This is a genomic window from Pontibacter roseus DSM 17521 (assembly GCF_000373265.1).
Taxonomy (GTDB): domain Bacteria; phylum Bacteroidota; class Bacteroidia; order Cytophagales; family Hymenobacteraceae; genus Pontibacter; species Pontibacter roseus.
This window is the reverse complement of sequence record NZ_KB890767.1, coordinates 359,958-382,339: the sequence shown is the minus strand read 5'-3', so window position 1 is coordinate 382,339 and position 22,382 is coordinate 359,958. Positions and strand designations below refer to the sequence as shown.

Annotated in this window: 16 protein-coding genes and 1 rRNA gene; 8 read left to right on the top strand and 9 right to left on the bottom strand. The window is 53.6% G+C overall.

What is annotated here, in order from left to right:
- Positions 1-116: 116 nt before the first annotated feature.
- Positions 117-228, top strand: a 5S ribosomal RNA gene (rrf, locus tag B051_RS0118120).
- A gap of 351 nt (positions 229-579) precedes the next feature.
- Here rrf and B051_RS0118115 read toward each other — a convergent pair.
- From B051_RS0118115 to B051_RS0118090, 6 genes are all read right to left on the bottom strand, one after another.
- On the bottom strand, positions 580-1,866 hold the full coding sequence (locus B051_RS0118115) for a M16 family metallopeptidase (protein WP_018479644.1): 1,287 nt from the start codon (positions 1,864-1,866) through the stop codon (positions 580-582).
- Between the two features lie 17 nt (positions 1,867-1,883).
- The gene (gene porV, locus B051_RS0118110) at positions 1,884-3,005 is read right to left on the bottom strand and encodes a type IX secretion system outer membrane channel protein PorV (protein ID WP_018479643.1); all 1,122 of its coding nucleotides are present in this window, start codon (positions 3,003-3,005) and stop codon (positions 1,884-1,886) included.
- 50 nt (positions 3,006-3,055) lie between these two features.
- A complete protein-coding gene (gene porU, locus B051_RS0118105) occupies positions 3,056-6,934 on the bottom strand; it encodes a type IX secretion system sortase PorU (protein ID WP_018479642.1) in 3,879 nt (1,292 codons plus the stop codon).
- Between the two features lie 108 nt (positions 6,935-7,042).
- A complete protein-coding gene (gene purS / locus B051_RS0118100) occupies positions 7,043-7,294 on the bottom strand; it encodes a phosphoribosylformylglycinamidine synthase subunit PurS (RefSeq protein ID WP_018479641.1) in 252 nt (83 codons plus the stop codon).
- Complete coding sequence (gene pssA / locus B051_RS0118095; protein WP_018479640.1) at positions 7,291-7,995, bottom strand: CDP-diacylglycerol--serine O-phosphatidyltransferase; 705 nt, start codon at positions 7,993-7,995, stop codon at positions 7,291-7,293. The genes purS and pssA overlap by 4 nt, the downstream gene beginning before the upstream one ends.
- Before the next feature lie 9 nt (positions 7,996-8,004).
- Positions 8,005-8,643, bottom strand: coding sequence for an MBL fold metallo-hydrolase (locus tag B051_RS0118090; protein WP_018479639.1), 639 nt, complete (start codon positions 8,641-8,643; stop codon positions 8,005-8,007).
- 82 nt (positions 8,644-8,725) lie between these two features.
- On the opposite strand from B051_RS0118090, the gene B051_RS0118085 reads away from it, so the two are divergent.
- The 4 genes from B051_RS0118085 to B051_RS22770 all read left to right on the top strand — a co-directional run bounded on the left by B051_RS0118085 (position 8,726) and on the right by B051_RS22770 (position 14,651).
- Positions 8,726-9,814: an NAD(P)/FAD-dependent oxidoreductase gene (locus tag B051_RS0118085; RefSeq protein ID WP_018479638.1), complete on the top strand. Its 1,089-nt coding sequence runs from the start codon at positions 8,726-8,728 to the stop codon at positions 9,812-9,814.
- Positions 9,815-9,818: 4 nt separating this feature from the next.
- Positions 9,819-13,022 (top strand): WD-40-like repeat-containing protein, encoded by a 3,204-nt coding sequence (locus B051_RS0118080; protein WP_033317013.1) that lies wholly within the window; start codon positions 9,819-9,821, stop codon positions 13,020-13,022.
- Positions 13,023-13,031: 9 nt separating this feature from the next.
- Positions 13,032-14,183, top strand: a complete 1,152-nt coding sequence (locus B051_RS0118075; protein ID WP_018479636.1) for a serine hydrolase domain-containing protein — start codon at positions 13,032-13,034, stop codon at positions 14,181-14,183.
- 270 nt (positions 14,184-14,453) lie between these two features.
- Positions 14,454-14,651, top strand: coding sequence for a hypothetical protein (locus B051_RS22770; protein ID WP_211214355.1), 198 nt, complete (start codon positions 14,454-14,456; stop codon positions 14,649-14,651).
- Positions 14,652-15,020: 369 nt separating this feature from the next.
- Here B051_RS22770 and purQ read toward each other — a convergent pair whose 3' ends face one another.
- The gene (purQ, locus tag B051_RS0118070) at positions 15,021-15,713 is read right to left on the bottom strand and encodes a phosphoribosylformylglycinamidine synthase subunit PurQ (RefSeq protein WP_018479635.1); all 693 of its coding nucleotides are present in this window, start codon (positions 15,711-15,713) and stop codon (positions 15,021-15,023) included.
- A gap of 131 nt (positions 15,714-15,844) precedes the next feature.
- Here purQ and B051_RS0118065 point away from each other — a divergent pair, with 131 nt between their 5' ends.
- The 3 genes from B051_RS0118065 to B051_RS0118055 all read left to right on the top strand — a co-directional run bounded on the left by B051_RS0118065 (position 15,845) and on the right by B051_RS0118055 (position 19,012).
- Positions 15,845-16,726, top strand: coding sequence for a YicC/YloC family endoribonuclease (locus tag B051_RS0118065; RefSeq protein WP_018479634.1), 882 nt, complete (start codon positions 15,845-15,847; stop codon positions 16,724-16,726).
- 370 nt (positions 16,727-17,096) lie between these two features.
- On the top strand, positions 17,097-17,897 hold the full coding sequence (locus B051_RS0118060) for a M57 family metalloprotease (RefSeq protein WP_026236509.1): 801 nt from the start codon (positions 17,097-17,099) through the stop codon (positions 17,895-17,897).
- 314 nt (positions 17,898-18,211) lie between these two features.
- Positions 18,212-19,012: a M57 family metalloprotease gene (locus B051_RS0118055; RefSeq protein ID WP_018479632.1), complete on the top strand. Its 801-nt coding sequence runs from the start codon at positions 18,212-18,214 to the stop codon at positions 19,010-19,012.
- 152 nt (positions 19,013-19,164) lie between these two features.
- Here the strand turns inward: B051_RS0118055 and B051_RS0118050 are convergent, their stop codons facing one another.
- On the bottom strand, positions 19,165-21,810 hold the full coding sequence (locus tag B051_RS0118050; RefSeq protein ID WP_083919476.1) for a S8 family serine peptidase: 2,646 nt from the start codon (positions 21,808-21,810) through the stop codon (positions 19,165-19,167).
- A gap of 185 nt (positions 21,811-21,995) precedes the next feature.
- Positions 21,996-22,322, bottom strand: a complete 327-nt coding sequence (locus tag B051_RS0118045; RefSeq protein WP_018479630.1) for a VanZ family protein — start codon at positions 22,320-22,322, stop codon at positions 21,996-21,998.
- Positions 22,323-22,382 lie beyond the last annotated feature (60 nt).

Below are 22,382 nucleotides of genomic sequence, written 5' to 3'. Positions count from 1 at the left end.
CGGCCGGTCAGAGCCGGCCCGCCCCCTGGCAAACCCTTGCTTTTTCTCTCCCAGCTAGTCAAAACGTAAAAGAGCTTTATCAGCCATTGGCGCCCGCGCAGAAACCGGGCCAAGACAATGGCGGCTATGGCGCCGGTGTCCACCTCTTCCCATCCCGAACAGAGAAGTTAAGCCCGGCTGCGCCGATGGTACTGGGGTCACACCCGGGAGAGTAGGTGGCCGCCAACCCCAACAGACGAGACGGCCCCCGCATCCGACATGGACGCGGGGGCCGTCCGCGTTTAAAGAAGTAGCAGGGGCGAGGCAGGGGAGATGACGGGGTATGAAGAGGGAATAGTATGAGGCATAGTCGGACTCATTAGAGCAGTATGAAGCTTTTGATTAAGTTGTCTATGACGAAATTTCTTTGTGAAGATGAGACATTCTTTATAAGTTATTATCCATAGTTCTATTAATTGATTTTAGGTTTACTTTTTAATTGTCTCTGAACATATAAGTTTCGTTCAGGTTATCATAAAACAAAAAGCGGCAGGGGCCAGCAATATTGCTGGCCCCTGCCGCTTTTTGTTTTATGAAGTATTATTTGCCTGCCTTTTTACCGGCTACTGCTGTCTTCAATTCATCTGGCTGTAGATACCGTTGCGCTAACTCTTTAAGTTCTTCTGCTGTTACAGCTCTAACAGTAGCTATGTAATTGTTATAGTGTTCATAAGGTAAGTTCTGCAGCACTATACGCTTGTATCGGTCGCATTGCTCAAAGATGGTAGCTATATCGTTTAAGAACTTACCTAACATGTAGTTTTTGACAACATGCAGTTCATCTTCAGGCACCGGCTCCGACTGTAGTTGATGTATCTCCTTCCTAATCTCTTCTATAGTACTATCTGTAACTTGATAGTTTACGTCTGTGCCAATGTAGAACAAGCTGTCGTGCTCCTTTGGCGAAATTGCCGAGTAGATGCCATAGGTATAGCCTTTGTCCTCCCGGATGTTCCGCATCAATCTGGAGCCAAAGTAGCCTCCTAGTATTTCATTCAACACAACCAATCGATGGTAATCTTCATGCTGTATCTTAGGGAATCGCTTGCCTATCCGTATGGAAGATTGTATACTTTCTGGCATATCAACAAAAGCACTCTTTTCTTTCGCAGAGATTGATGCTCCAGTGTCTCCTTCACTTGTACTGCCTTGCAGGTTTAAGTCTTGGATTTCTTTTTCAAGCAGTATCTGCATAGAGTCATCGATGCTGCCACAGGCAAATACCTCTAGGTTCTTTGTGCTGAACCTGCTCTTATAGAAGCCTTCTAATTCTTCACGGCTTATATTATCTAGGCCGTTCTCGTTTAGTCCAAAGACATAAGGATGACCGTCGCCATAGATAAGCTTTGTGAAACTATGTGTAGCTAGGTAGCTATTCTTCTGACGCTGTACCTTCAGGTTCTGCTGGTTCCTCTTCTTGAGCAGATTAAATTCTGATTCGGGAAAGATAGGATTTTGCAGTACGTCCAGCACTAGCGGCAGTAATTCAGGCATATACTTGCTGAGGCAGTAGAGCGTGAACTCTGTTCGGTCATAGCCTTGGTTGTTGTCGAAAGTAGCCCCGTAGAAAGCTACCTTCTCTGCTATTTGTTTAGCGGTATGATTGACCGTTCCTTCGAACAGCATTTTACCGGCCAAGTCAGATACTCCGGGCTTGGGTTCGTACCACTTACCCGCTTTAAAAACAAAATCCAGCCTGACAACAGGCTGGGTTTCGCTTTTTATATAATGCAGTCTAGCTCCGTTGCTTAGGTGTGTTACTTCAGCTATTTGTAGCGTGACTGCTTCTATCTCGTGTATTTCTGGAGCTTTGTGTCTATCAAGCATTTTAATTTAAGCTTTTACTAATCTAGGTTCAGCGCAATACTGAAACGCATGGTCTCAGCCAAAGGGTTGCCCTGTTCACTTGGAATCAGATATGCGGCATCAATTCCGAACTTCTGATAACGCAAGCCAAGACCTAAGGATACATATTTGCGGTTGCCTTTTTCGGGGCTTTCATAGAAGTAACCTGCGCGCGCTGCAAAGAGGTTATTATACCAGTACTCTATACCTCCTGAAAAGTTTATCTCCTGAAGCTCTTCGCTAAAACCTCCCTCAGCATCTCCGAAGGAAGTGAAGATACCGCTCAGTACAGTTTGCGTGCTGTCGGCGCCAGGAGATGGCACCAGCAGTTTGTTTGCATCCAGTACAAATGTCAAGGTATTAGCTGGGTCCAGGCTATAGGTGATGGCCGTTCCCAGTTTCAGGTTAGTCGGCAGGAAGTCCTTCTGGTCGCCGTTGGTATAGGCAATCTTACCACCAATGTTGGCGATGTTGGCTCCCAAGGCCAGGTTCAGGTTCTGAGACAAATCGCGGTTGTAGTACACGCCCACGTCTACGGCGGCTGTGTTGCCTGGCTTGGACTCAAACGGCTGGGCGCCACCTCCTATGGTCACGTTGCCAGCTAAGTTAGAGCGTATAAAACGGGCACCTATACCTAAGCTGAAGTTTTCGCTCAGCGCCTGACCATAAGCCACTGACAAAGCATACTCTTTAGGGGAGAATTCGGTGATGTCGTGGCCCTGTGCATCGATGAACTGTATGTCACCCAAATCAAAGTATAGCAGAGAGGCGGATATGGCGGAGGTTTCGCTCAGCTTCTTGTAACCAGAAAGGTAGCTCAACGACATGTCGTCTACGATTTTGCGCAGCCATGGCGAATAGGAAAAGCTTACGCTCATGTCATTCTGCACGAAGCCTAACTTGGCAGGGTTCCAATGCGGTGCGTTGGCATCAGGGCTGAGTGCCACGCCGGCGTCTCCTAATGCGGCAGAGCGCGCATCAGGTGCAACTGTCAGAATGGGTACGGCTGTCGTAACGGTTCTAGTGTCCTGACCGATGGTGGTCTGTGCGGAAGCGACATGCGCGGATGCGAAAGCAGCCACAAAGAAAGCGGCTTTTACAAGTAAACTTTTCTTATACATATAAAGGGTGTTGATGCTAAAATCAAATATAGAAATATTAGAGGATTTTACTACTTCAAGAGCACAAGTTTCTCTGTCATAGTTGTACTTGCCCCATCATACTGAGAACGTACAATGATTCTGTAAACGTATACTCCACGCGCCAATGCATCGTTATATTCATCACGCCCATCCCAATCGATGCCTGTTACGTGTGCTTGGCTGGAGGGAATGGTTGCTTTCAGCGTTTTTACCAATTTACCTGATACGGTAAATATTTGTATATGGATATCTAGATTCTGTCCTGCCCTGTTATGGTCGAACGCAAAGGTCGTACTTGTAGAGAATGGGTTAGGGTAATTCAATATATGGGATAACGCTAATTTTTCATTATTTGATACAATGAATTCTACAAATTCTTCTGATGAATTGTTGTGTGTATCCCATGCCTTCAGCTTCAGGGTGTGAGGCCCTTCAGAAAGGTCTTTGAACGGATACCGCACGCTACCTGACTTATACGTGTCGGTGTCGGAGGTATAGAAATCGTTCAGCACGATGGGGTTTTCAGTGCCTTCATCCAACACAGCCACCAACTCACGCCCTGAACCAATTCCTGCTGTATTAACACCGCTCTCATCAAATAGTTTGGCCAGTAGCGTCGCGTTCTGGTTGGTATGGCCACCTGAGGTAAAAGACTCGTCATCCATATACAGACGAATGGTAGGCGGCGTGTTATCTATGAGTGGCGCATTGGCTGTGCCACCCAAGGTGATTTCGGTGTTCGCACCCAGAGCATCGTGCAGGGGGCTGTATGCATAGAGGCTGATTTTGCCGTTGCCATACCTGGCACCCACATCTTTGGGTACCACGAAACTCACTTCGAACTCGCCCGCCTTTACATTCGCCTGACCGGCATAAACAATGTTTTCGCGGAGGTTGACTGGCACAGGTATGCTGCCAGCGCCACTCTGATCGCCTTTGTCTCCCAAGGTCTGGCGTGTCAGTGGCTGGCCATACACCGTCACGTGCAAATTGCCATTGAAGCTGCTCTCCGCTATACCTGCGGAGGAGGCGACTATACCTGCCATGCTCACCTGGCTGAGGGCACTTAGTGTGTCAGTCGCTGCCCCCTGCTCTTTTATACTGGTGATTAGCGCCTGCAATTGCGGGTATGCCAGTTGTTGAGAAGGGTCAGCCAGCAGGGTGAAGTTCCTGTTGTTGACGCCCCGCGAGCCGCTCATATGGTCTGTGATGCTGTTGTTCTTCGTGCGCTGCACCAAATCACCAAGGCGGGGCATGCGCCCATTGATAGGCGTAAAGGCGGTACGGAAGAAACTGCGGTTGAGTACCCGGTTATCGCTGGAGAAAACGGGGCGGGTGGTTGTCAGCAGGCCAACGGCGCCCGCCTGTGGCTTCAACAGGGCTACCTCAGCACCGGAAGAACGGTTGGGGTCGTCGTAGCGGCCAAACTCGCAGGTGGCGGTCAGCAGAAAAGTGAGCCGGTCTTTGTTCCTCCAGTTGTCCATGTGCGGAACGGTCAGTATCTGCTCCCAGGCCCAGCTGACCTCATTGCCATGCCCGGTGTAGTTGACGATGAGCGACCCTTGCTCCACCGCCTTGTCTATGGCCGCGACCGCCTCAGGGGAGCGCTGCCTGCTGCCCTCGGCCTGCTGCCGGAACAGGTCCAGGTATACCTTGTTGGGGTTGTAGAGCGGGTGGTTGTTTTCGAGGTACTCAGTCAGGTACTCGGCGTCGTTCTGGTGCTCGTTGTAATCGCCGTCATCGGCCACAAAGGAGATTTGGCTCCGCCACTTGCCAAAGTGGCTTGGGCTGTCGTAGGCGATAATCTTGTCTACCACGGCGGCCGCTTCCTGCGTGGTCTTGACCGGCAGGCGACCTATACCTATATCGATTAAATGGTCACCGGAGCTGTTCTCTGCCCATTCGCCTTCGTGCTCATCCAGGAAACCATAGTAATCTTCGGAGGAATAGCTGGTGATAGGGTGCAGGGACTGGCGCGACTGGTATACCGGTACAAAATTGGTGTTGCCGATAAGGCGCTGCTTGTAGTCATAGGAGGCGTCGCCGAATAGGAGCAGGTAGAGCACATCCTCTCCGCGCTTGGCGCTTCGGGTATAGAGTAGGCGCATGTAGTCGCGTATGGCCGTCACGTCCTGTGCACCGGAAGAGAACTCGTTGTATACCTGCGTGGTGGTGACGACGGCTACGTTCATGTTGCTGTGCTGGCGGCGGTGTGCGGCCAGGCGGTTAGCTTCCTGCAGGAAACGCGGGTGTGTCAGGATGACGAAGTCAAGAGTACCGTCGAGGTTGTGGCTGCGTAGGTTCTGGTTGGCTACCTGACCGAAAGGCACGGGTCTCAATCCGGCATCATGGCGGAACACCACAAACTCGCGCAGCACATCAGTTGGCGCGCTGAAGCTGAGGTCGGCTCCAGGTATGGTTTGCTGTGCCACCGGCTGCAGCGGGTTAGTCACGTCCCATACCTGGGCCGTAGCGGGCGCTCCTGCTATCCGGAAGATGCTGACTGGTGCCGTCAGACTGGAGATGGAGCGGAAGCTGGTCTGGTCGCTGTACAGCTTGAGTTGGCGCTCGTAGTTCACCTCCAGAAAGTTCAGAAAACCCTGTGCCGTAGAACTGGCCCCTGTGCTGAAAGCCAGCGAGACTTTGAGCTCCGTAGGATGCCCCAGCGTCTGTTGGCCTAAGGTATAGGTGGCGCTGCTGTTCACGCCCTCTGGATGATAAGGATAGGTGCCTCGGCCACTGATGGATTGCGTGCCCAGCGTCTGGTTATTGAGGCGGAGCGCGAAGGAGCTCTCGGTAGGCGAATTGCCCATGAGCGAAGCGGTGAGTTTGACGGTAGAGCCTGCTACCAAGTCTGACACGGCAAAGGTGATATCGCGCGAGGTAGTGAAGGTGCTGAAGTCCTCGCCATACCATTCCCGGCCGGAGTACACCATGTTTTTGAGGTCGCGCTCGTGGTACAGGCGCTCGTTGTAGCTGCTGATGGTTTGGCTGGCGTCCGTTGCCTGTCCACGGGAAGTAACGCGGGCGCCTTGGGCAGCGCCCACCCGAATGAAATAGTATGCGGTGTCGGAGTAGATGTTCTGGGTATGCTGGAAGAGTTGCTGACCCGCATTGTACTGCCAGGTATGCGGCCCCTGCGCATAAAAGAGGGCATAATCTGCGGCATCGAAGCGGCCGTCGGCCTCGCCTGCCACCCAGATAGCGTTCTCGATGAGGTTGTCTGGGCGAGGAGCTTTGTTAGGCTGCGGAAGCATACCGCCGCCGTTGCCGTAGAGCTGCAGCGTCCGTGGGTCCAGGTTTTGGGTACTGATGCCCAGTGCCTGGAGCAGCGCACGGTCAATTTTGTGAATACCCGAGCCGGTGACGCCGATTTTATACCAGTTGCCGGTGCTGAGGACCGAAGAAGTAGCCGACTCTCCCGGAGCGTTGCTTATACCCTGCGTAGCCACATTCTCGGAGGTATAGGTATAGCCGAAGCTGACAAGTTTCTCCAGTTGGCCTGACCCCGGATTAAGCCTGATAGGAAGTATAGTGACTATACCTTGCGGTGTCTTGTTCTGAGTGGCGTTGTTGATGTGGATGGTTGGCTCCTGCCCGATGTCCTGCTTCCGGAACAGTCTCAGGTCGTTGGCGGGGAACGGCTCGTAGCGGGTGTCTTTCAGTTGGAAGCTGCTGACGTGCGTACCCGGCAATTGTAGCCGGAAATAAGGCAGCCCTTTCTCATAGTCCAGGCTCGCGCCTACGAATGTGGGTACTGTACCGTTGAGTCCATCGGCTGGCGGCACCTTCCCGTAGCCCTGCCACTGCAGCGTGACCACCTCAGCGGCATCCTGCGCCAGTGCTCCTCCTGCAGGCGAGCCCAAGGTAATCAGTAGGCAGGTATAGAGGAGCAGAAAACGCCGCATAGAAAGGCCAGGTATAAAAGTAGAGGATAACGCGCTGTATAAATTTACAGAACATTATCCTCTCCCTAAATAAAAATGCTATAAAATCTAGAGCGGCAACCGGTCAGGTTAGCGCTGCTGCAGCTCGTAGGTATAGGATTCCATAATCAGGTTGGCCAGCAGTTTGCTGCAGGCTTTCTCCACTTTCTCCCGGGCAATCTCTTCGTTCTCCGCCTCCAGTTGCAAGGTGATGTGCTTCCCGATGCGCACATCGTCTACCTGGTCAAGACCCAGGTGCTCCAGGCCCAGAAGCACGGCTTTTCCTTGCGGGTCCAACAGCTCCGGACGTGGCATTACGTTGATTTCGGCAGTAAATTTCATGAGGTTGAGGTTTTTTTAACGATAGACAATAAAACGTATAACACGATAATCAGTGGTATGGCTGCGAATTTAACAAGAGCCAGTAAGATTACCGAAATCCCGAGGAAAATAAACCGGATGGAGTTATCCTTCCAGGTCAGGTTCTTGAATTTGAGCGCGAACAGCGGCAGTTCAGCCACCAGCAGGAACGAGAATACCACCGTCACCACCAGCAGAAAATAGGGATTGAGGATAATCTCGTCGTAGAGGCTGCCGGAGGTAGCCAGTATGAGCGGCAGCGAGCCGATGAACATGGAGCAGGCCGGTGTGGGCACGCCAATGAAAGACTCCGCCTGCCGCGTATCGATGTTGAACTTGGCCAGGCGCAGCGCCGAGAAGATGGTAATCAGGAAGCCGAAGAAAGGAAGGATGTCAGCAGGTATACCCAACACTGAAGCCTCCGCCTGCGTCAGCAGACTAAACATAATCGCGCCGGGTACCGCCCCGAAAGACACCATGTCCGCCAGCGAGTCGAGCTGTTTTCCAATTTCGGAGTAAGCCTTGAGCACACGCGCCAGCATGCCGTCCAGGAAGTCGAAGATGGCCGCTATACCTATCAGGTAGGCCGCATACTCCAGTCGGTGATTGAAGGCGAAATACAGGGCCAGGCAGCCGCAGAACAGGTTGAGGCAGGTGATGGCATTGGGAATGTGTTTCTTCATCAGGAGGGCTTAGCGCAGGAAAGGGTTATGCTTCTTCTCGTACCCGATGGTGGTCTCCGGCCCGTGGCCCGGGTATACCACCGTCTCATCCGGCAGCGTGAAAAGCTTTGTTCTGATGCTGCTGATTAAGGTGTCGAAATCGCCGCCTGGCAAATCGGTGCGGCCGATGCTGCCCTGGAACAGCACATCTCCTCCAATGCATACCTTATCTGCCTCGCTGTAGAACACTACATGCCCAGGCGCGTGGCCTGGCGCAAACAATATCTTCAATTCGGTGTTGCCAAACTTGATGGAATCGCCCTCTTTGAGATAAGCAGCAGAAGGAGTCACATCTGCGTATTTCGGGAAGCCGTAGTTGGGGGCGTATACCGGCACGGAACGCAGCGTCTGCAGGTCCTCTTCGTGTATCTCCAGCTCCACGCCGTAGGTGTCGGACACGAACTTGTTGCCCAGCACGTGGTCTATGTGGCAGTGGGTGTTGAGCAGGCGCACCACTTTCAGGTCGTGCTTTTCAATGTACTGCTTGAGCTCTTGCTGCTCGGCTTCCTCGTAGCATCCGGGGTCTATCACCACGCATTCCTTCGTGTCGTCGTGCAGCAGGTAGGTGTTCTCCTGGAAAGGGTTGAATGTAAGGCGTGTTATCTTCATTTCTTCTCTTGTCAGAGGGCATCGGAGCCCACAAATCAGGGTTCTAAGTTACGAACTTCAGGCGTAAGTCGTAAATTGCTGTATGAATTATGACTACATCGTGGTGGGGCATGGCCTGGCTGGCGCCATACTAGGCTATACCTTACGCAAGCAGGGCCAGCGGGTGCTGGTGATTGACGAACCGAAGCAGAACTCCGCCTCCCGTGTGGCGGCAGGCCTGGTGAACCCGGTGGCCGGCAAGCGCTTTGCCAAGTCCTGGCTCGTGGACACGCTGCTGCCTTTCGCGGATGCCTTCTACGATGAGCTGGAGGCGCACTTCCAACAGCCGCTTTTCTTCCATAAACCTATCTACAAGGTCTTTTCCACCATAGAGGAGCAGAACAACTGGATGGCCAAGAGCGCCGGCGACAGCTGGAGCGAGTACATTGGCGCCACCTATACCCAAAGCACGGGTATGGAAACGGTGCAGGACCAGTACGGCGGTATCCTGATAAAGCAGGGCGGCTACCTGCTTGTGTCGCATACCCTGGACCTGCTCACCCAGGAGCTGCTGGAGGCGGGGCTGCTGCTGCCGGAGCGTTTTGATGTGGCACAGCTGCAGCTCACAGAACAGGGGGTGTCCTACAAAGGCATCACGGCAGGGCACCTGGTTTTCTGCGAAGGCTGGCAGGCGGTGCACAACCCGTACTTCCAGTGGCTGCCGCTGCAGCCTACCAAGGGGGAGGTGCTGGAGGTGCATACTGAGAATTTTAACCCTGAATGCATCTATAACAAAGCCGTTTACGTTGTTCCGGTAGGAGAGGGCCGCTTCAAGATAGGTGCTACCTACAACTGGCGCCAGGCCGATGAAGAGCCTACCCCCGAAGGGGAGGCAGAGTTGACGGAGCGGTTCGAGCAGATTACCACACAACCATACCAAGTGAAAAACCATTGGGCAGGTATACGGCCTGCCGTGCGCGACCGCAGGCCACTGATTGGCAGGCACCCGGCGCATGCGCAGCTCAGCGTCTTCAACGGCATGGGTTCCAAGGGCGTGCTGATGGCTCCTTTCCTGGCCGATATGTTCGCGAAGGCATTGGCAGGGAAGGCGGAAGTGCTGCCCGACGTACAGATTTCAAGATATTATTCGTTATATTACGACTACCTAAAACACCATAACCAAGAATCATAAGCGCATGCGTTTTACTACAAGGTTATTGTTGCTGTTCCTGCTCTGCCTCACGCTGGGTCAGTCTGTGTATGCCCAGCCCAACACGCAGACCTTCGGCAGAAGCCGGATACAGTATAAGAACTTCGACTGGAAGCTCTACAGCACCCAAAATTTCAACATCTATTTCTACGCCGGCGGTGACCAGGCCGCCCGAAACGCCGCCGAGTATGCCGAGCGCGAGCTGCGGCGCATCACCAGCTTTGTGGGCTACTATCCCTACTCCAAAATCACCATCATCGTCTACAACTCCGTCACGGACCTGAAGCAGAGCAACATCGGCTTGCAGCGCGACCAGTTCCAGACCGGCGGCGAGACGCTCTTCCTCAAAAACAAACTGGAGCTCGCTTTCGATGGCACTCAGACCGATTATAAACGTGATTTAAGCTACCAACTCACCGAGCTGCTCCTCAACGACATGATGTATGGCGGCAGCCTGAAGGAGGCCCTGCAGAGCAGCTACCTGTTGCGCCTGCCGGATTGGTTTGTCAGCGGCGTGGCAGCGTATACCGCTGAAGGCTGGAGCCTGCGCATGGACAACTTTGTGCGCGACATGCTGCAGGTGAACGCAAAGCCGCGGCTGGAGGATATGTTCGCACGTGACCAGGAACTAGCCGGGCAGGCCATCTGGAATTACATAGCCGAGCGCTACGGCTATACCTCCATCCAGAACATCCTCAACCTGACCCGCATCACCCGCGACATAGAGGTGGGCATCACCAGCAGCCTTAACATACCTTACAAGCGCTTCCTGCAGGACGCGCACAACTATTACCTGCAGATAAACACCCGCTCCGAAAACCCGCTGGTAAGCCTGCCTAGTGACAGAAAGCTGTTCCAAAAGAACAAGAAAGACATACGGTATACCGAGCCTGTGCTGAACCCCGCCGGCACGCTGCTGGCTTATGCTGAGAACGAGAACGGCAGCTACCAGATTATCGTGAGGGACGTGCGCAGCAACCGCAGCCGTGTGGTCTGGAAGAGCGGCTACAAAACCGTGGACCAGCGCGTGGACTACAAACTGCCTGTGCTGGCTTGGCGCTCCAATTCTCAACTGGGCTTTGTGGAGGCTCGTCGCGGACAGATGACGCTGCGGCAGATTAACGCCAGCCGACGCCGTTCCCGCATCCCTATGTTCGATGACCTCCGCACCGCCGCCACTACCCTGAGCCAGTTCTCGCAGGTGCGCGACATGAGCTATTCAGAAGATGGGAGCTCCATTGTGGTGAGCGCCGTGCGCGATGGGCAGACCGACCTATACCTGCTCACCAGCAGTGGGCGCATGCAACAGCAGCTCACCAGCGACATCTATGACGACATCCACCCGGTGTTCCTCAAAGGAAGCGGCACCATTGCCTTCAGCTCTAACCGCTTTGTGGATACCACCTCCGCCGATTCAGAGGCTACTTTCGGTAGCGTGGTGAACAACTACGACATTTTCCTGCTGCCCCGCGATGGGGTGAGCGGCAGCGCGCAGCAAATCACCTTCTCCATTGCCAGTGAGACACGCCCCCGCGCCACTGACGATGGCAACCTGGTGTTCCTGAGCGAGGAGACCGGCGTACGCAGCCTGTACCGGTACGATTTGGCAACCGGAGCAAAGAACCCTATCTCTAACTTCATTCAGGACATAGAGAGCTACGATTTCAAAGGGAGCACCAATACGCTGGCGCTGACCGCGATTGACAACGCCGCCAGCTTTGTATACCTGTTCCCGGAGTTCTCCGCCACCGTGCCTGATTCGCTTCCCAAGACCTCGCGGCAAATCATCCTGGAGACGCGGGCCCGTAATCCGGTGAGCGCCGCCACCGCCGGTAACCGGAAGCTGTTGGAAGGCGCTACCCGCAAGAAGACACAGCGGCAAGGCGAGGTGGATATCGAGAACTACCAGTTTGAAAGTGACCAGAAGGAGCAGGAGCAACAGCAAGAGGCAGCCGCCAAAAAACCAGCGGCACCACGCACCCGCACCACCGAAGGAGGCGTGCCTATAGCCGGGCCAGTGGACTACGACCTCCGCTTCAGTGTGCAGGAAGTCATCACGTCGGTATACGCAGACCCGCAACTGGGATTCGGTTTGGTGGGCGGCGTGAACATGAGTGATTTGTTTGAGAACCACCACATCAAGGGCAGCGCATTCCTGCGCACCGATTTGGAGACGAGCCGCATGTTCGCCGAGTACATGAACCTGAAGAACCGCTTCGACATAGGCATGCAGTACCGCCGCGATGTGATTGTAGGAGAGGTACAGGAAGTGCCAGGCTCGGTAGTGCGCTTCGGAAAACATGAGTTTTCGCCAACGCTGGTATACCCACTCAGCTACAGCACCAGCATACGCATGCAGCCCAAGTTCGTGAACACCCGTTTCACCTATGTCAACAGCTTCGTGACGCCGGACAGCGTGACCAACTTTGGCGGAGGCCAGATAGAGTTCGTGTTCGACAACTCCGTTGTGCGGGGCGTGAACATGCTGGAGGGTTCCCGCATGAAGGCAGGCATTCTTTCCCTGAAGAGCTTCGGTAACTCCGCCGGCAACTTTAACAAGTTTTACGTGGACCTGCGCCACTACCAGAAAGTGCACCGCCAGATTATTCTCGCCGGCCGCATCGGCTATGGAGCCTTCTTCGGCAACGCACCCAAAAACTTCCTGATTGGCGGTATGGATAACTGGCTGTTCGCATCCGAGGACGACCCGACAGACCGCAACGCAGTCACCGTGCGCTCCCCCGCCGATTTGTTCTACATGGAGTATGCCACGCCACTTAGGGGCTTCAACTTCAACACGCGCCGTGGGTTCAAGTACCTGCTGGGTAACCTGGAGTTGCGGGTGCCTATTGTGCAGTACCTGTACAATGCGCCTATACCTTCCGGCTTCTTCCGGAACCTGCAGCTCACGGCCTTTGCCGATGCGGGCTCCGCCTACAACGGCTCCAATCCATTTACCGGGAACAACTCCATCAACACGCGTGTGATAGGCGGCAGAATCAACCAGACGTCTACCAATCCTTTCGAAATCACGGTCATCAACTACCGCAATCCGTTCCTGCTGGGTTACGGCTTCGGAGCCCGCACCACCTTGTTTGGGGTGTACGGCAAAGTGGACATGGCCTGGAGCGAGGAAGACAATTCACGCAAAGGGCCTAAGTTCTACGTGACGTTGGGCTACGACTTCTAAGCACCCTGCATGAACCGAAAAGCAAAGCGCTTTGGCTTTGGCACCCTGCTGGTGCTGGGGCTCCTGGCCGCCTGGCTGCACATGGCCGACAAAAACTATGTGTACAAGGCCCTGGTCCACAACTTCGCTGACATCGATGACCACCTCATCTTTCACCAGCGCAAGGTGAAGGCTCCCGCCAATCCTATACCCTGGCCTGTGTCCAGAAGCTACAACAAAGTGCAGTTGCCTGCCGAGCTGCAAAAGCTCCATGAGGACCTCGGTTCAGTGGCTTTTCTCATTGTAAAGAGCGACTCTATATTATATGAGCAGTATTGGGACGATTATTCAGAAGAATCGCTGAGCAACTCCTTCTCCGTGGCTAAAAGCATTGTGAGCGTGCTGCTAGGGATAGCGTTGCAGGAAGGCGCCATACAAAGTGTAGACCAACCGGTGGGCGATTTCCTGCCGGAGTTCAGGGAAGGGGCTAAATCGAAAATCAAGCTGCGTCACCTGCTCTGGATGAGCTCCGGCCTGAACTGGGAGGAGTCGTATGTGAATCCGCTTTCAGTGACCACGGAGGCTTACTATGGCTCCAACCTGAAAAAGGTAATCAATCGGCTGGAAGTAGTGGAGGAACCGGGTCAGAAGTTTGAGTACAAGAGCGGGGACACGCAGATACTGGGCTTCGTATTGGAGGCCGCCACCGGAAAAAGCCTGGCAGACTACGCTGAGGAAAAACTGTGGAAGCCCTTGGGAGCTGCCCATAACGCGGAGTGGAGCGTTGACCACCCGAGAGGCAACGAGAAAGCCTACTGCTGCTTTTTCTCCAACGCCCGCGACTTCGCCCGAATCGGGCAGCTATACCTGAACCGGGGCGTGTGGCGCGGGGATACGATTGTGTCACCTGACTATGTGCAAGCCTCGCTCACTCCCAGTGGCATGCCCACCGCCAGCACCGGCGAAACCACCGATTTCTACGGTTACCAATGGTGGCTGCTCCCCGATTATAAAGGGCAGTTTATTTTCTACGCGCGCGGCATACTGGGTCAGTACATCATCGTCATACCTGAGAAAGAACTGGTCATGGTGCGGCTGGGGAAACAGCGGGGCGAACGCATAGGCAACCACCCCAGTGAGGTTATGACGATGGTGGATGCTGTGAATGAGATACTACCGTAGTGGATAGGGTATAGGTAGCGTAAGAACTTTTGTCTCTGTTTTGTGGCTATTGTTCTCCTGTGTACTGCTCCGTAGTTGCGGTTGTTCTTATACCTATACCTCTGCTGTTTCATCGCTTCGCCTCGCCGGTGGGGCCTCACTTTTTCTCTTGACACAAATCGAGGCCCCCTACCCCAAAGGCAAAAGAGTCAAGACACTTTTGAACTCGCTGAACTATTAAACAGCGGGGCGTCAGAAGGTGCACCTGGTGATGCCGCTGCTGCGTGGCTTGTGTGCAAGTATGCTTGGCTATACCTGTCAGCCATACCTATACCTGGTCTTCGCCTGCTATACCTGCTCACGCTCCTGTCATTCCGACGAAAGGAGGAATCTGTTACCATTGACGCCGCCGGTTCGAGCACAGCGGGAACCGGCGGCGAAACATGCGAGCCAGTCTGTACCTGGTATAATTCCTACTTTCCTCGCTAGTGTCCTCATAAAAGCCGCATCTGCGCTGGCGCTGGATGTACGGCTCGAAAGGTATAAGATTCCTCCTTTCGTCGGAATGACAGGTGGAGAAGCGATTCCCCTCTCGGAGGGGCGGGGGTGGGTATAGCACGGCAGCGTCACCAGCAGCGGCAGCCAAGGAGTGACCTACCCAGTCCTCTGGCGGAGTCCCGCAGCTTGAGCGCATAGGCCAAAGCTATGAAACAAATGGTAGGAAAGCACCGGAACCGGCAGAAGCCATAAAAAACACTCTCCCACAGATAATCTCTCTCACCTATACCTAAAAAACAACAGTCCCCTCCTGAATCACAGGAGGGGACTGTTTTATGCAGTTGTGTCGCCTATACCTTCTTAGGCATTCACCATATCTAGAATCGACTCAAAGATGGCGCGGCCGTCTGTGTTGCCCAGTTCGGGGTCCACGGCGCGCTCTGGGTGTGGCATCATCCCGAAAACGTTCTTCTGCTCGTTGCTCACACCGGCAATGTTTAGCAAGCTGCCGTTGATGTTGTATAGTTCATGCGTATCGGCTACATTGCTGCTATACTTGAACATAATCTGGTCGTTGTCCTCCATCTTGCGCAGCGTCTCCTTGTCAGCGTGGTAGCGGCCTTCTCCGTGTGCCACCGGAATCTTGTACGCTTTGTCCAGGTCCAGCAGGCGTGTAGGCAGCAGGTTGGTTGTCACCGGCTTGATGTACACGTTGTCGCAGATGAACTTCTGGTTCACGTTGCGCAGCAGTGCGCCCGGTAGCAAACCTGCTTCCGTCAGAATCTGGAAGCCATTGCAGATGCCCATGACATAGCCCCCCTTGTTGGCGTGCTGCACCACCTCCTGCATAATAGGAGAGAAGCGGGCGATGGCGCCGGAACGGAGGTAATCTCCGTAAGAGAAACCGCCAGGCAACAGGATGAAATCACAACCTTGCAGGTCATGGTCTTTGTGCCACAGCTTTACAACTTCCTGGCCCATGCCAACTTCAATGGCATCAACCAGGTCTTGGTCGCAGTTGGACCCTGGGAATACGACTACACCGAATTTCATGCCTCAAAGTTAAACAAAAATATACTCGGTCATCACATTTGCGCTACTTCTTTCAGAAGCTTTTGACGCCACAACTGCGTATAAGTGATGGATTATACTTAATTTGCCGAACATCATTCTATTTAGTGCTTATGTTGCAGTCCATGACAGGCTATGGCAGTGCCCGCCTCGACACTGACCAATTCTCTCTCAACGTCGAAATCCGATCGCTCAACTCCAAAGGTATGGACCTCAGTGTGCGCCTGCCACGCTTTTTGTCGGAGCGGGAGTATGAGATACGCACCATGCTGACCAAGGCCCTAGTGCGCGGCAAGGTGAGCGTCTGCGTGGACTACACCAGAAACAAGGCACAGAAGGCGAAGAGCAACATTAACAAAGAACTGCTGAAAGCCTATTACAATGAGCTCAACGAGGCGGCCGACATGGTGGGCGGCTCCAAGAGCGATTTGTTCCGACTGGCCCTGCACATGCCCGATGTGCTGCAGCAGGACGCAGGCGACGACGATGCCGGCGATGCCGATTGGGAGGTGGTGCAGCCACTGGTGCAGGAGGCGCTCGACAACATCAACTCGTTCAGGGCAGACGAAGGCAAAGCCCTCACCACCGAAATCATGTCCTATATCGACCGCATCCGGATTCTGCTGGCTGAGGTGGAGAAGCATGACCCGGTGCGCATGGAGCAAATCAGGACCCGTATCAGAGGCCATATTGCAGAGGTGTCCACTGCGGAGCAGTTTGACCAAAACCGCTACGAGCAGGAGATGATTTACTACATGGAGAAACTCGACATCGCTGAGGAGAAGGTCCGTCTCATCAACCACCTGCACTACTTCACAGAGACGGTATACCTGCCAGAGCCAACCGGCAAAAAGCTGGGCTTCATCTCACAGGAGATAGGCCGCGAGATAAACACCATCGGCTCCAAGGCCAACGATGCCACCATACAGCACCATGTGGTAGAGATGAAGGAGGAACTGGAGAAGATAAAAGAGCAAATCAACAATATATTGTAAATCTCATCCCGCTATACCTTAGCAATAAGCGCCCGTCACTAGAAAAAGTGACGGGCGCTACTGTTTTACGCCACAATAAGTTTGATACTTAGCTGGTTAGCAGCCTTGTCTGGCCACTGGATGAGCAATTTTACAGCCTCTCAGAAAATAATTTTAAATTTTTTCAAAATATTTTTTGACTATTTCTGCAACTGGGTATCATTAATATGTAAATTTTCTTATATAAGTTATATATTATGTTTCTTTTAGCTAGAACCTTTCTTAAGAGGGTGTATTGAGGTTAAAACATTGATTTATAGACATATATGCCTATTGCGCTGAATATTGCTTTCGGCTATATTTCGAAATGTTTAACTAAAAAATATACCTAATGAAAACAACACGCTTACTAAGTCTGCTGGCTCTTGTAGTCACTCTTGGTTTTTCCTCTTGCCAGAAAGAAGAGGGCGAAGTTTCCGCAACTGAGGTTTCAGCCATGACTTTGGCCAAAATCTCTAACATGGGCTTCAACACCCAAAATGTACAGCGCGTAGAGGGAGGTTACCTGGTAGAAGGTGACATCATCCTGTCTGACAGCGATTTGAACGTGTCACTGGAGACACAGGCGCTTCGTGTAGGCGAGGAGGAGCAGTACCGCACCTCTAACCTGGTGAACGTAGGCTCTGGCCGTACCATCAATGTGGCCATCACTACCAGTCTGCCTTCTTCGTATGTGACGGCTCTGGATGAGGCCATACGCCGCTACAACGCCGAGAACCTGCTCATCAAGTTCCGTCGTGTGTCTTCTGGCTACAACATCCTGCTTACCAAGGCGCCATCGGGCTCTACCTACCTGGCTTCTGCCGGTTTCCCCTCCGGTGGCAACCCGTACAACAGCGTGAAGGTGAACTCTGACTACTTGGGCACCAACCCGGGCACCAACTACCTGGCCACCATCCTGGCGCACGAGATTGGCCACTGCATCGGCTTCCGCCACACTGACTACATGAACAGAGCGTATAGCTGCGGCGGTTCTTATTACAACGAAGGTGCCTCTACTGTAGGTGCTATTCACATCCCGGGCACACCGACAGGTGCTGACCCTAACTCCTGGATGTTGGCTTGTATCGGTACTGGTTCAAACCGCTACTTCAACGCCAACGACAAAACCGCTTTGAGATACATCTACTAGGTCTCTCAGTGCCCCATTGCAAGGGAGCCCCTGCCTCTACCGGCAGGGGCTTTTTTGTTGGTGCCCTGTCAAGGTATAGGCTAGGGTAAGGCACTGGCTCTTTATATGTATAAGGAGTTTATACGGAGTCGGAACTTGATGTTTCAACTATGACAATCATGTAAAAATCACAAAAGTAATTTCCATATATATAAACCTTTTACGAGTAGTACGTTGGTGTTTAAACACCTGAAAATTAGTTACTAAAAGATTTGTTTTAGTGTATTTCATTTCTCTATATTTCAAGATGTCTAACTAAAAAACATTAAACTTTTATGAAATTAACCCGCTTACTCTTACTGCCAGCCTTTGTGGTTGCGCTTGGTTTTACATCTTGCCAGCAGGATGCAGAAGTTACCACCAAAGAAGAAGTATCACAGGAAGTGCTTACCCAGATTTCCAACTTGGGGTTCTATAACAAGAACGTGGAGCGCACAGAAGGCGGATACATCGTGGAAGGTGACATTTTCTTGTCAGAGAAGGACCTGACCAGCGCGCACAACACCAACGCACTTCGCGTAGGCGAGGCAGAGCAATACCGCACCACTAACCTGGTGAACGCGGGCACTGGCCGTAACATCACCCTTTCCATTGACCCGAAACTGCCGGCTTCCTATGCGACGGCTCTGGACGAGGCGATTGCCCGCTACAATGCCGAAGGTCTGACTATCACGATGAGCCGTGTCGCTTCAGGCGGTAATATCCACATCGTGGCTGCCCCTAAGTCAGCGCAGTACCTGGCTTCGGCTGGTTTCCCAACCAGCGGTAACCCGTACAACAGCATCAAAGTGGCTACCCGTTACATTGGCTCAACTCCTAACCAGTCTTGGTTCGCTACCATCCTGGCCCACGAGATTGGCCACTGCATCGGTTTCCGTCACACCGATTACATGGACAGAGCGTACAGCTGCGGCGGTAGCTATACCAACGAAGGTGCCTCTACGGTAGGTGCGGTACACGTGCCTGGTACGCCAACAGCACAGGATCCTAACTCCTGGATGCTGGCTTGTATCGGCAGCGGCCAGAACCGTCCGTTCAACTCAAACGACAAAATCGCATTGGATTACCTGTACTAGGATTACGTCCTTCTATACGCCTTATACAGCACAGCTCCTGCCTCGGCGGGGGCTGTGCTTTTTTATGCTCCCTGCAACAGGTATACATATTGCGGGGGAATCTGTGGCACAGAAGCGAGCGTTCAAATCTATTAATAGAAGCGCAGGACGCGCTACAGCACCAGCACCTTCCCCATCACCTTGCTGCCTGTGTCCGTTTTAAGGCGGATGATGTAGAGCCCGCGGGTGAGGCCGGAGGTCTGCACCTCCTTGAGTACGCCTATTTCGATGGTCTCCAGTACCAGCCTGCCCAGTTGGTCATACAGCTGAATCTGGGCCTCATCGCTTCCTACGGCCACGTGGAAGGGCTGGCCTGCCGCCACTGGGTTAGGGTATACCCGCATGTAGCCGGCTCCGGCGAAAATCACTTCCTCCTCCTGGCTGTAAAAAACTTTCCCTTCCGTGGTCGTGACTTTCACGCGGTACAGGTTTCTGCCGGAGGATGGAAGAGGGTCTGTAAACTGATGCCGCAACTGCGTGACGGACGCTAGGGTCTCTATAGGCTTGAATACTCCCTGTTCCTGCCGCTCCAGGGTGATGGAGGCGAGTTGAAAGCGGGTGCCGAGCTCCAGGTCCAACTCCACGGTGTCCATGACCAGTTGCCTGGGCAGAAAGCTGGTGATGTAGCAGCCTACGCCTGTCTGCCCGAAAGGGATGGAAGGGCTATACTGTGCCTCAAGGCCCTGCACGACAGGCACGACAGCCACAAAGTCGGCGCTTCCGGGAAGAGCGGATTTGTCGAGTACGGCCAGGGTGTCAGCCGTTGTGAGGAGTGGTTGAAGCCTGGTATCGCCAAGGTAATAGAGGCGGTAGTTTTCCGTATTGGGAAGCTTTGGCCAGTGGAGCAGGACCTGCTCTGCGCAGTTGAAACCCACCCGTAACTGTAGCTGCCGTGCCAGCAGAAACTCATCTGATAAGGTATGGACACCGCCTACCGAGAGGCGCAACTGCGCCATCGCTACCGTGTCAGGCGCTTCCCATTGAAAGCTGGAACTGGCCAAGTCAAGGTCGCTGGCTATGCTGTGCCATACCTGCTCCCCCGCCAGGCGGTATTCCAGTCTTCCCTTACCCGTCGGAGGAGTACCTTGCCAGGTTATCCTATTCAGCTCGCCGGCCAGCAGGGTGGTGCCAACCGTTGGGTACAGCCACTCCACTCCCCGTTCATATTCATACACCAGGCTGAAGGTCTGTGGTCCCTGCGGAATGGTATGTCCTTTGACCCGCAAGGTATAGGTGCCGGCTGCAGGAGTGTTAAGAGTAATATGCTCCACGTTGTTGAGCCGGTCTGTGCCGCGCCTGGCGGGCAGCCGCAGCGAATCAGGATGTGGGAAGGTGCTGAGCACCCAAGGACGCCAGGTATGGCTGCTGGCTGTGCTGTGCAGGGTCAGGTCCAGGTCGTGGAGGAGCGCCTTCTCAGCATTGGGAGCAGCCTCCGGGTCGTGCCAGACAAGGGTGGTCTTCAGAAGCTGCACACCAGCCGGCACAGTCAGTTGAATGGTCTTCTCCTGCCCCTGGGCTAGGGCATCTACTATGAAGCGGCTTTCTTGTATGGTTCGGATGGCACCGAGTGCATCGGCGTTGCCATACCCAGTTTCAAAATCTACCCCAGGACGGCCCACATCTTCTGAGCTGTTGATAAGCGCTGCCTTCACCAGCGAGGCAGGAGGCAATTGCCCATTGTGTTTTTCTTTGTACGCCTGCTGCACCAGCAGTGCTATACCTGATACCACGGCGGCGGCCTCCGAGGTGCCCCCTGTGCCATGCGCCACAAGCTCCGGCTTCACACGGCCATCGTAGGCCGGGCCTCTGGAACTGCGCACCCCTACCTGCCCGTTCGGCTCCAGCGCCCCCACGCTCATGGTGTTCTTGGAAGTCTTGAACTGGCCAGTCAGGTTGGCCATGGCCGGGATGTTGGCGTAGGTGCCGGTGGTTTCAGCTTTGTCGCCGCTGTTACCCGACGAGAAGATGTGCAGGAGTTGCGGGTGTTGGTAACTTGACCGGTCATAAGCCTGCGACTCCAGACCGTAGTAGTTCTCCACACTCACCCCGTAGGAATGGTTCTGTACACTGATGCCCTTGCCCAGAAGTTGCTGGCTGTCGTCAGGGTACAACTCGGCAAAGTCGGAGTAGGCTATCTTCGCTTCTTGGGTTACGCCTCTGCCATTGGGGCCCGAGTTTCCCGCACCTGCCACCAAGGTGGCCATGGTGGTAGCATGCTGGCTCGTGGTGCTACCGAAAGTCTCCGGGGCCATAACCCGCCCCTTTAAATCAAGGTCCGTTGGGTTGAACGGGCTTTCCTTCACGGACACGGCCATCCCTTGTCCCTTCAGCTGGGGATTGCGGGCCTGCGCCGCATAGATGTTGTTGGCCACATAGTCCGCATCCTTCAGTTCCAGTTCTTCCTTGGCTACGCGGTTCGGTTTATCCACATACAGCACGGCGGGGGAGGTGAGCAGTAACCGGAGCTGCTTCGGGTTCAGGCCAGACACGAGCAGGATGCGGCCATCGGAGGTTACGTTTTTTATCCCAAGGTTAAGTTGCTGCTGCTGGAGCCATGAACGGAACGCGTCCTTGTCCTGTACCTGCACCCGGTACGAAGCGGCTGTGCGGTTCTTAATCTGATGGAGGTGTGGTGCTAGCTTTTGCGCGTGTTGCTTCTGCAGTGGTGCCTGTTGCGCCTCTAGCCCCAACGGTAAAAGAAACAGGAGCCAAAGGGCAGGCAGCCGGAGCGTATGGTTAAGTCTGTAAAAAGGCCACATAGAAGCGCAATGCTAAAGGGTGAAAGCCTAGCTAAAAGTTTAGGGGAAATTGTACTAAAGCTAACCAATAGCAACCACATAGGCAATAGCCGGAGGAGGTGGGGCAGCTGAAATTCAGCAAAATACCCTGTAGCATTTCGTAGCGGTATTGTCTTGCGCAGGAGAGGTATAGCCAGCAGCCTAGACTACTGCTGGTAAATCCAGCGGAAGAGGAGGATGCCCAACAGGCAGCCGATGGTATTGCTCAGCACATCGATGATGTCACCCTGCCGGCCGGGTATGAAGTAGTGCTGAATCAGTTCGATGCATACGCCAAACATGGAACTCACAAAGAAGGCCGTCCGGATGGCGTAGTACTGTAGTTTAGGATAGGTATACTGCTTCTTGAGGCCCACAATCATGAGGTAGGTGAGCACTGCGAACAAGAAAGCGTGGGCAAAGGAATCGAATGAGAAAAGCTCCCAGATAGACAGGGAGGGCATAGAAGAAGAGGGCAGCAGCGTCGTTATCATGATCACTGCTGCCCAAAGTAAGGTAAAAAGGTTATACCGGAGTATCAAACCTGCTTCTAT

What these genes read in the sequence shown, in the direction of transcription:
- B051_RS0118050 (WP_083919476.1), bottom strand. Translation starts at nt 21,810, where the DNA reads ATGTGGCCTTTTTACAGACTTAACCATACGCTCCGGCTGCCTGCCCTT.
- pssA (WP_018479640.1), bottom strand. Translation starts at nt 7,995, where the DNA reads ATGAAGAAACACATTCCCAATGCCATCACCTGCCTCAACCTGTTCTGC.
- B051_RS0118090 (WP_018479639.1), bottom strand. Translation starts at nt 8,643, where the DNA reads ATGAAGATAACACGCCTTACATTCAACCCTTTCCAGGAGAACACCTAC.
- B051_RS0118065 (WP_018479634.1), top strand. Translation starts at nt 15,845, where the DNA reads ATGTTGCAGTCCATGACAGGCTATGGCAGTGCCCGCCTCGACACTGAC.
- B051_RS0118055 (WP_018479632.1), top strand. Translation starts at nt 18,212, where the DNA reads ATGAAATTAACCCGCTTACTCTTACTGCCAGCCTTTGTGGTTGCGCTT.
- purQ (WP_018479635.1), bottom strand. Translation starts at nt 15,713, where the DNA reads ATGAAATTCGGTGTAGTCGTATTCCCAGGGTCCAACTGCGACCAAGAC.
- B051_RS0118075 (WP_018479636.1), top strand. Translation starts at nt 13,032, where the DNA reads ATGAACCGAAAAGCAAAGCGCTTTGGCTTTGGCACCCTGCTGGTGCTG.
- B051_RS0118080 (WP_033317013.1), top strand. Translation starts at nt 9,819, where the DNA reads ATGCGTTTTACTACAAGGTTATTGTTGCTGTTCCTGCTCTGCCTCACG.
- B051_RS0118045 (WP_018479630.1), bottom strand. Translation starts at nt 22,322, where the DNA reads ATGATAACGACGCTGCTGCCCTCTTCTTCTATGCCCTCCCTGTCTATC.
- B051_RS0118060 (WP_026236509.1), top strand. Translation starts at nt 17,097, where the DNA reads ATGAAAACAACACGCTTACTAAGTCTGCTGGCTCTTGTAGTCACTCTT.
- B051_RS0118115 (WP_018479644.1), bottom strand. Translation starts at nt 1,866, where the DNA reads ATGCTTGATAGACACAAAGCTCCAGAAATACACGAGATAGAAGCAGTC.
- porV (WP_018479643.1), bottom strand. Translation starts at nt 3,005, where the DNA reads ATGTATAAGAAAAGTTTACTTGTAAAAGCCGCTTTCTTTGTGGCTGCT.
- porU (WP_018479642.1), bottom strand. Translation starts at nt 6,934, where the DNA reads ATGCGGCGTTTTCTGCTCCTCTATACCTGCCTACTGATTACCTTGGGC.
- purS (WP_018479641.1), bottom strand. Translation starts at nt 7,294, where the DNA reads ATGAAATTTACTGCCGAAATCAACGTAATGCCACGTCCGGAGCTGTTG.
- B051_RS0118085 (WP_018479638.1), top strand. Translation starts at nt 8,726, where the DNA reads ATGAATTATGACTACATCGTGGTGGGGCATGGCCTGGCTGGCGCCATA.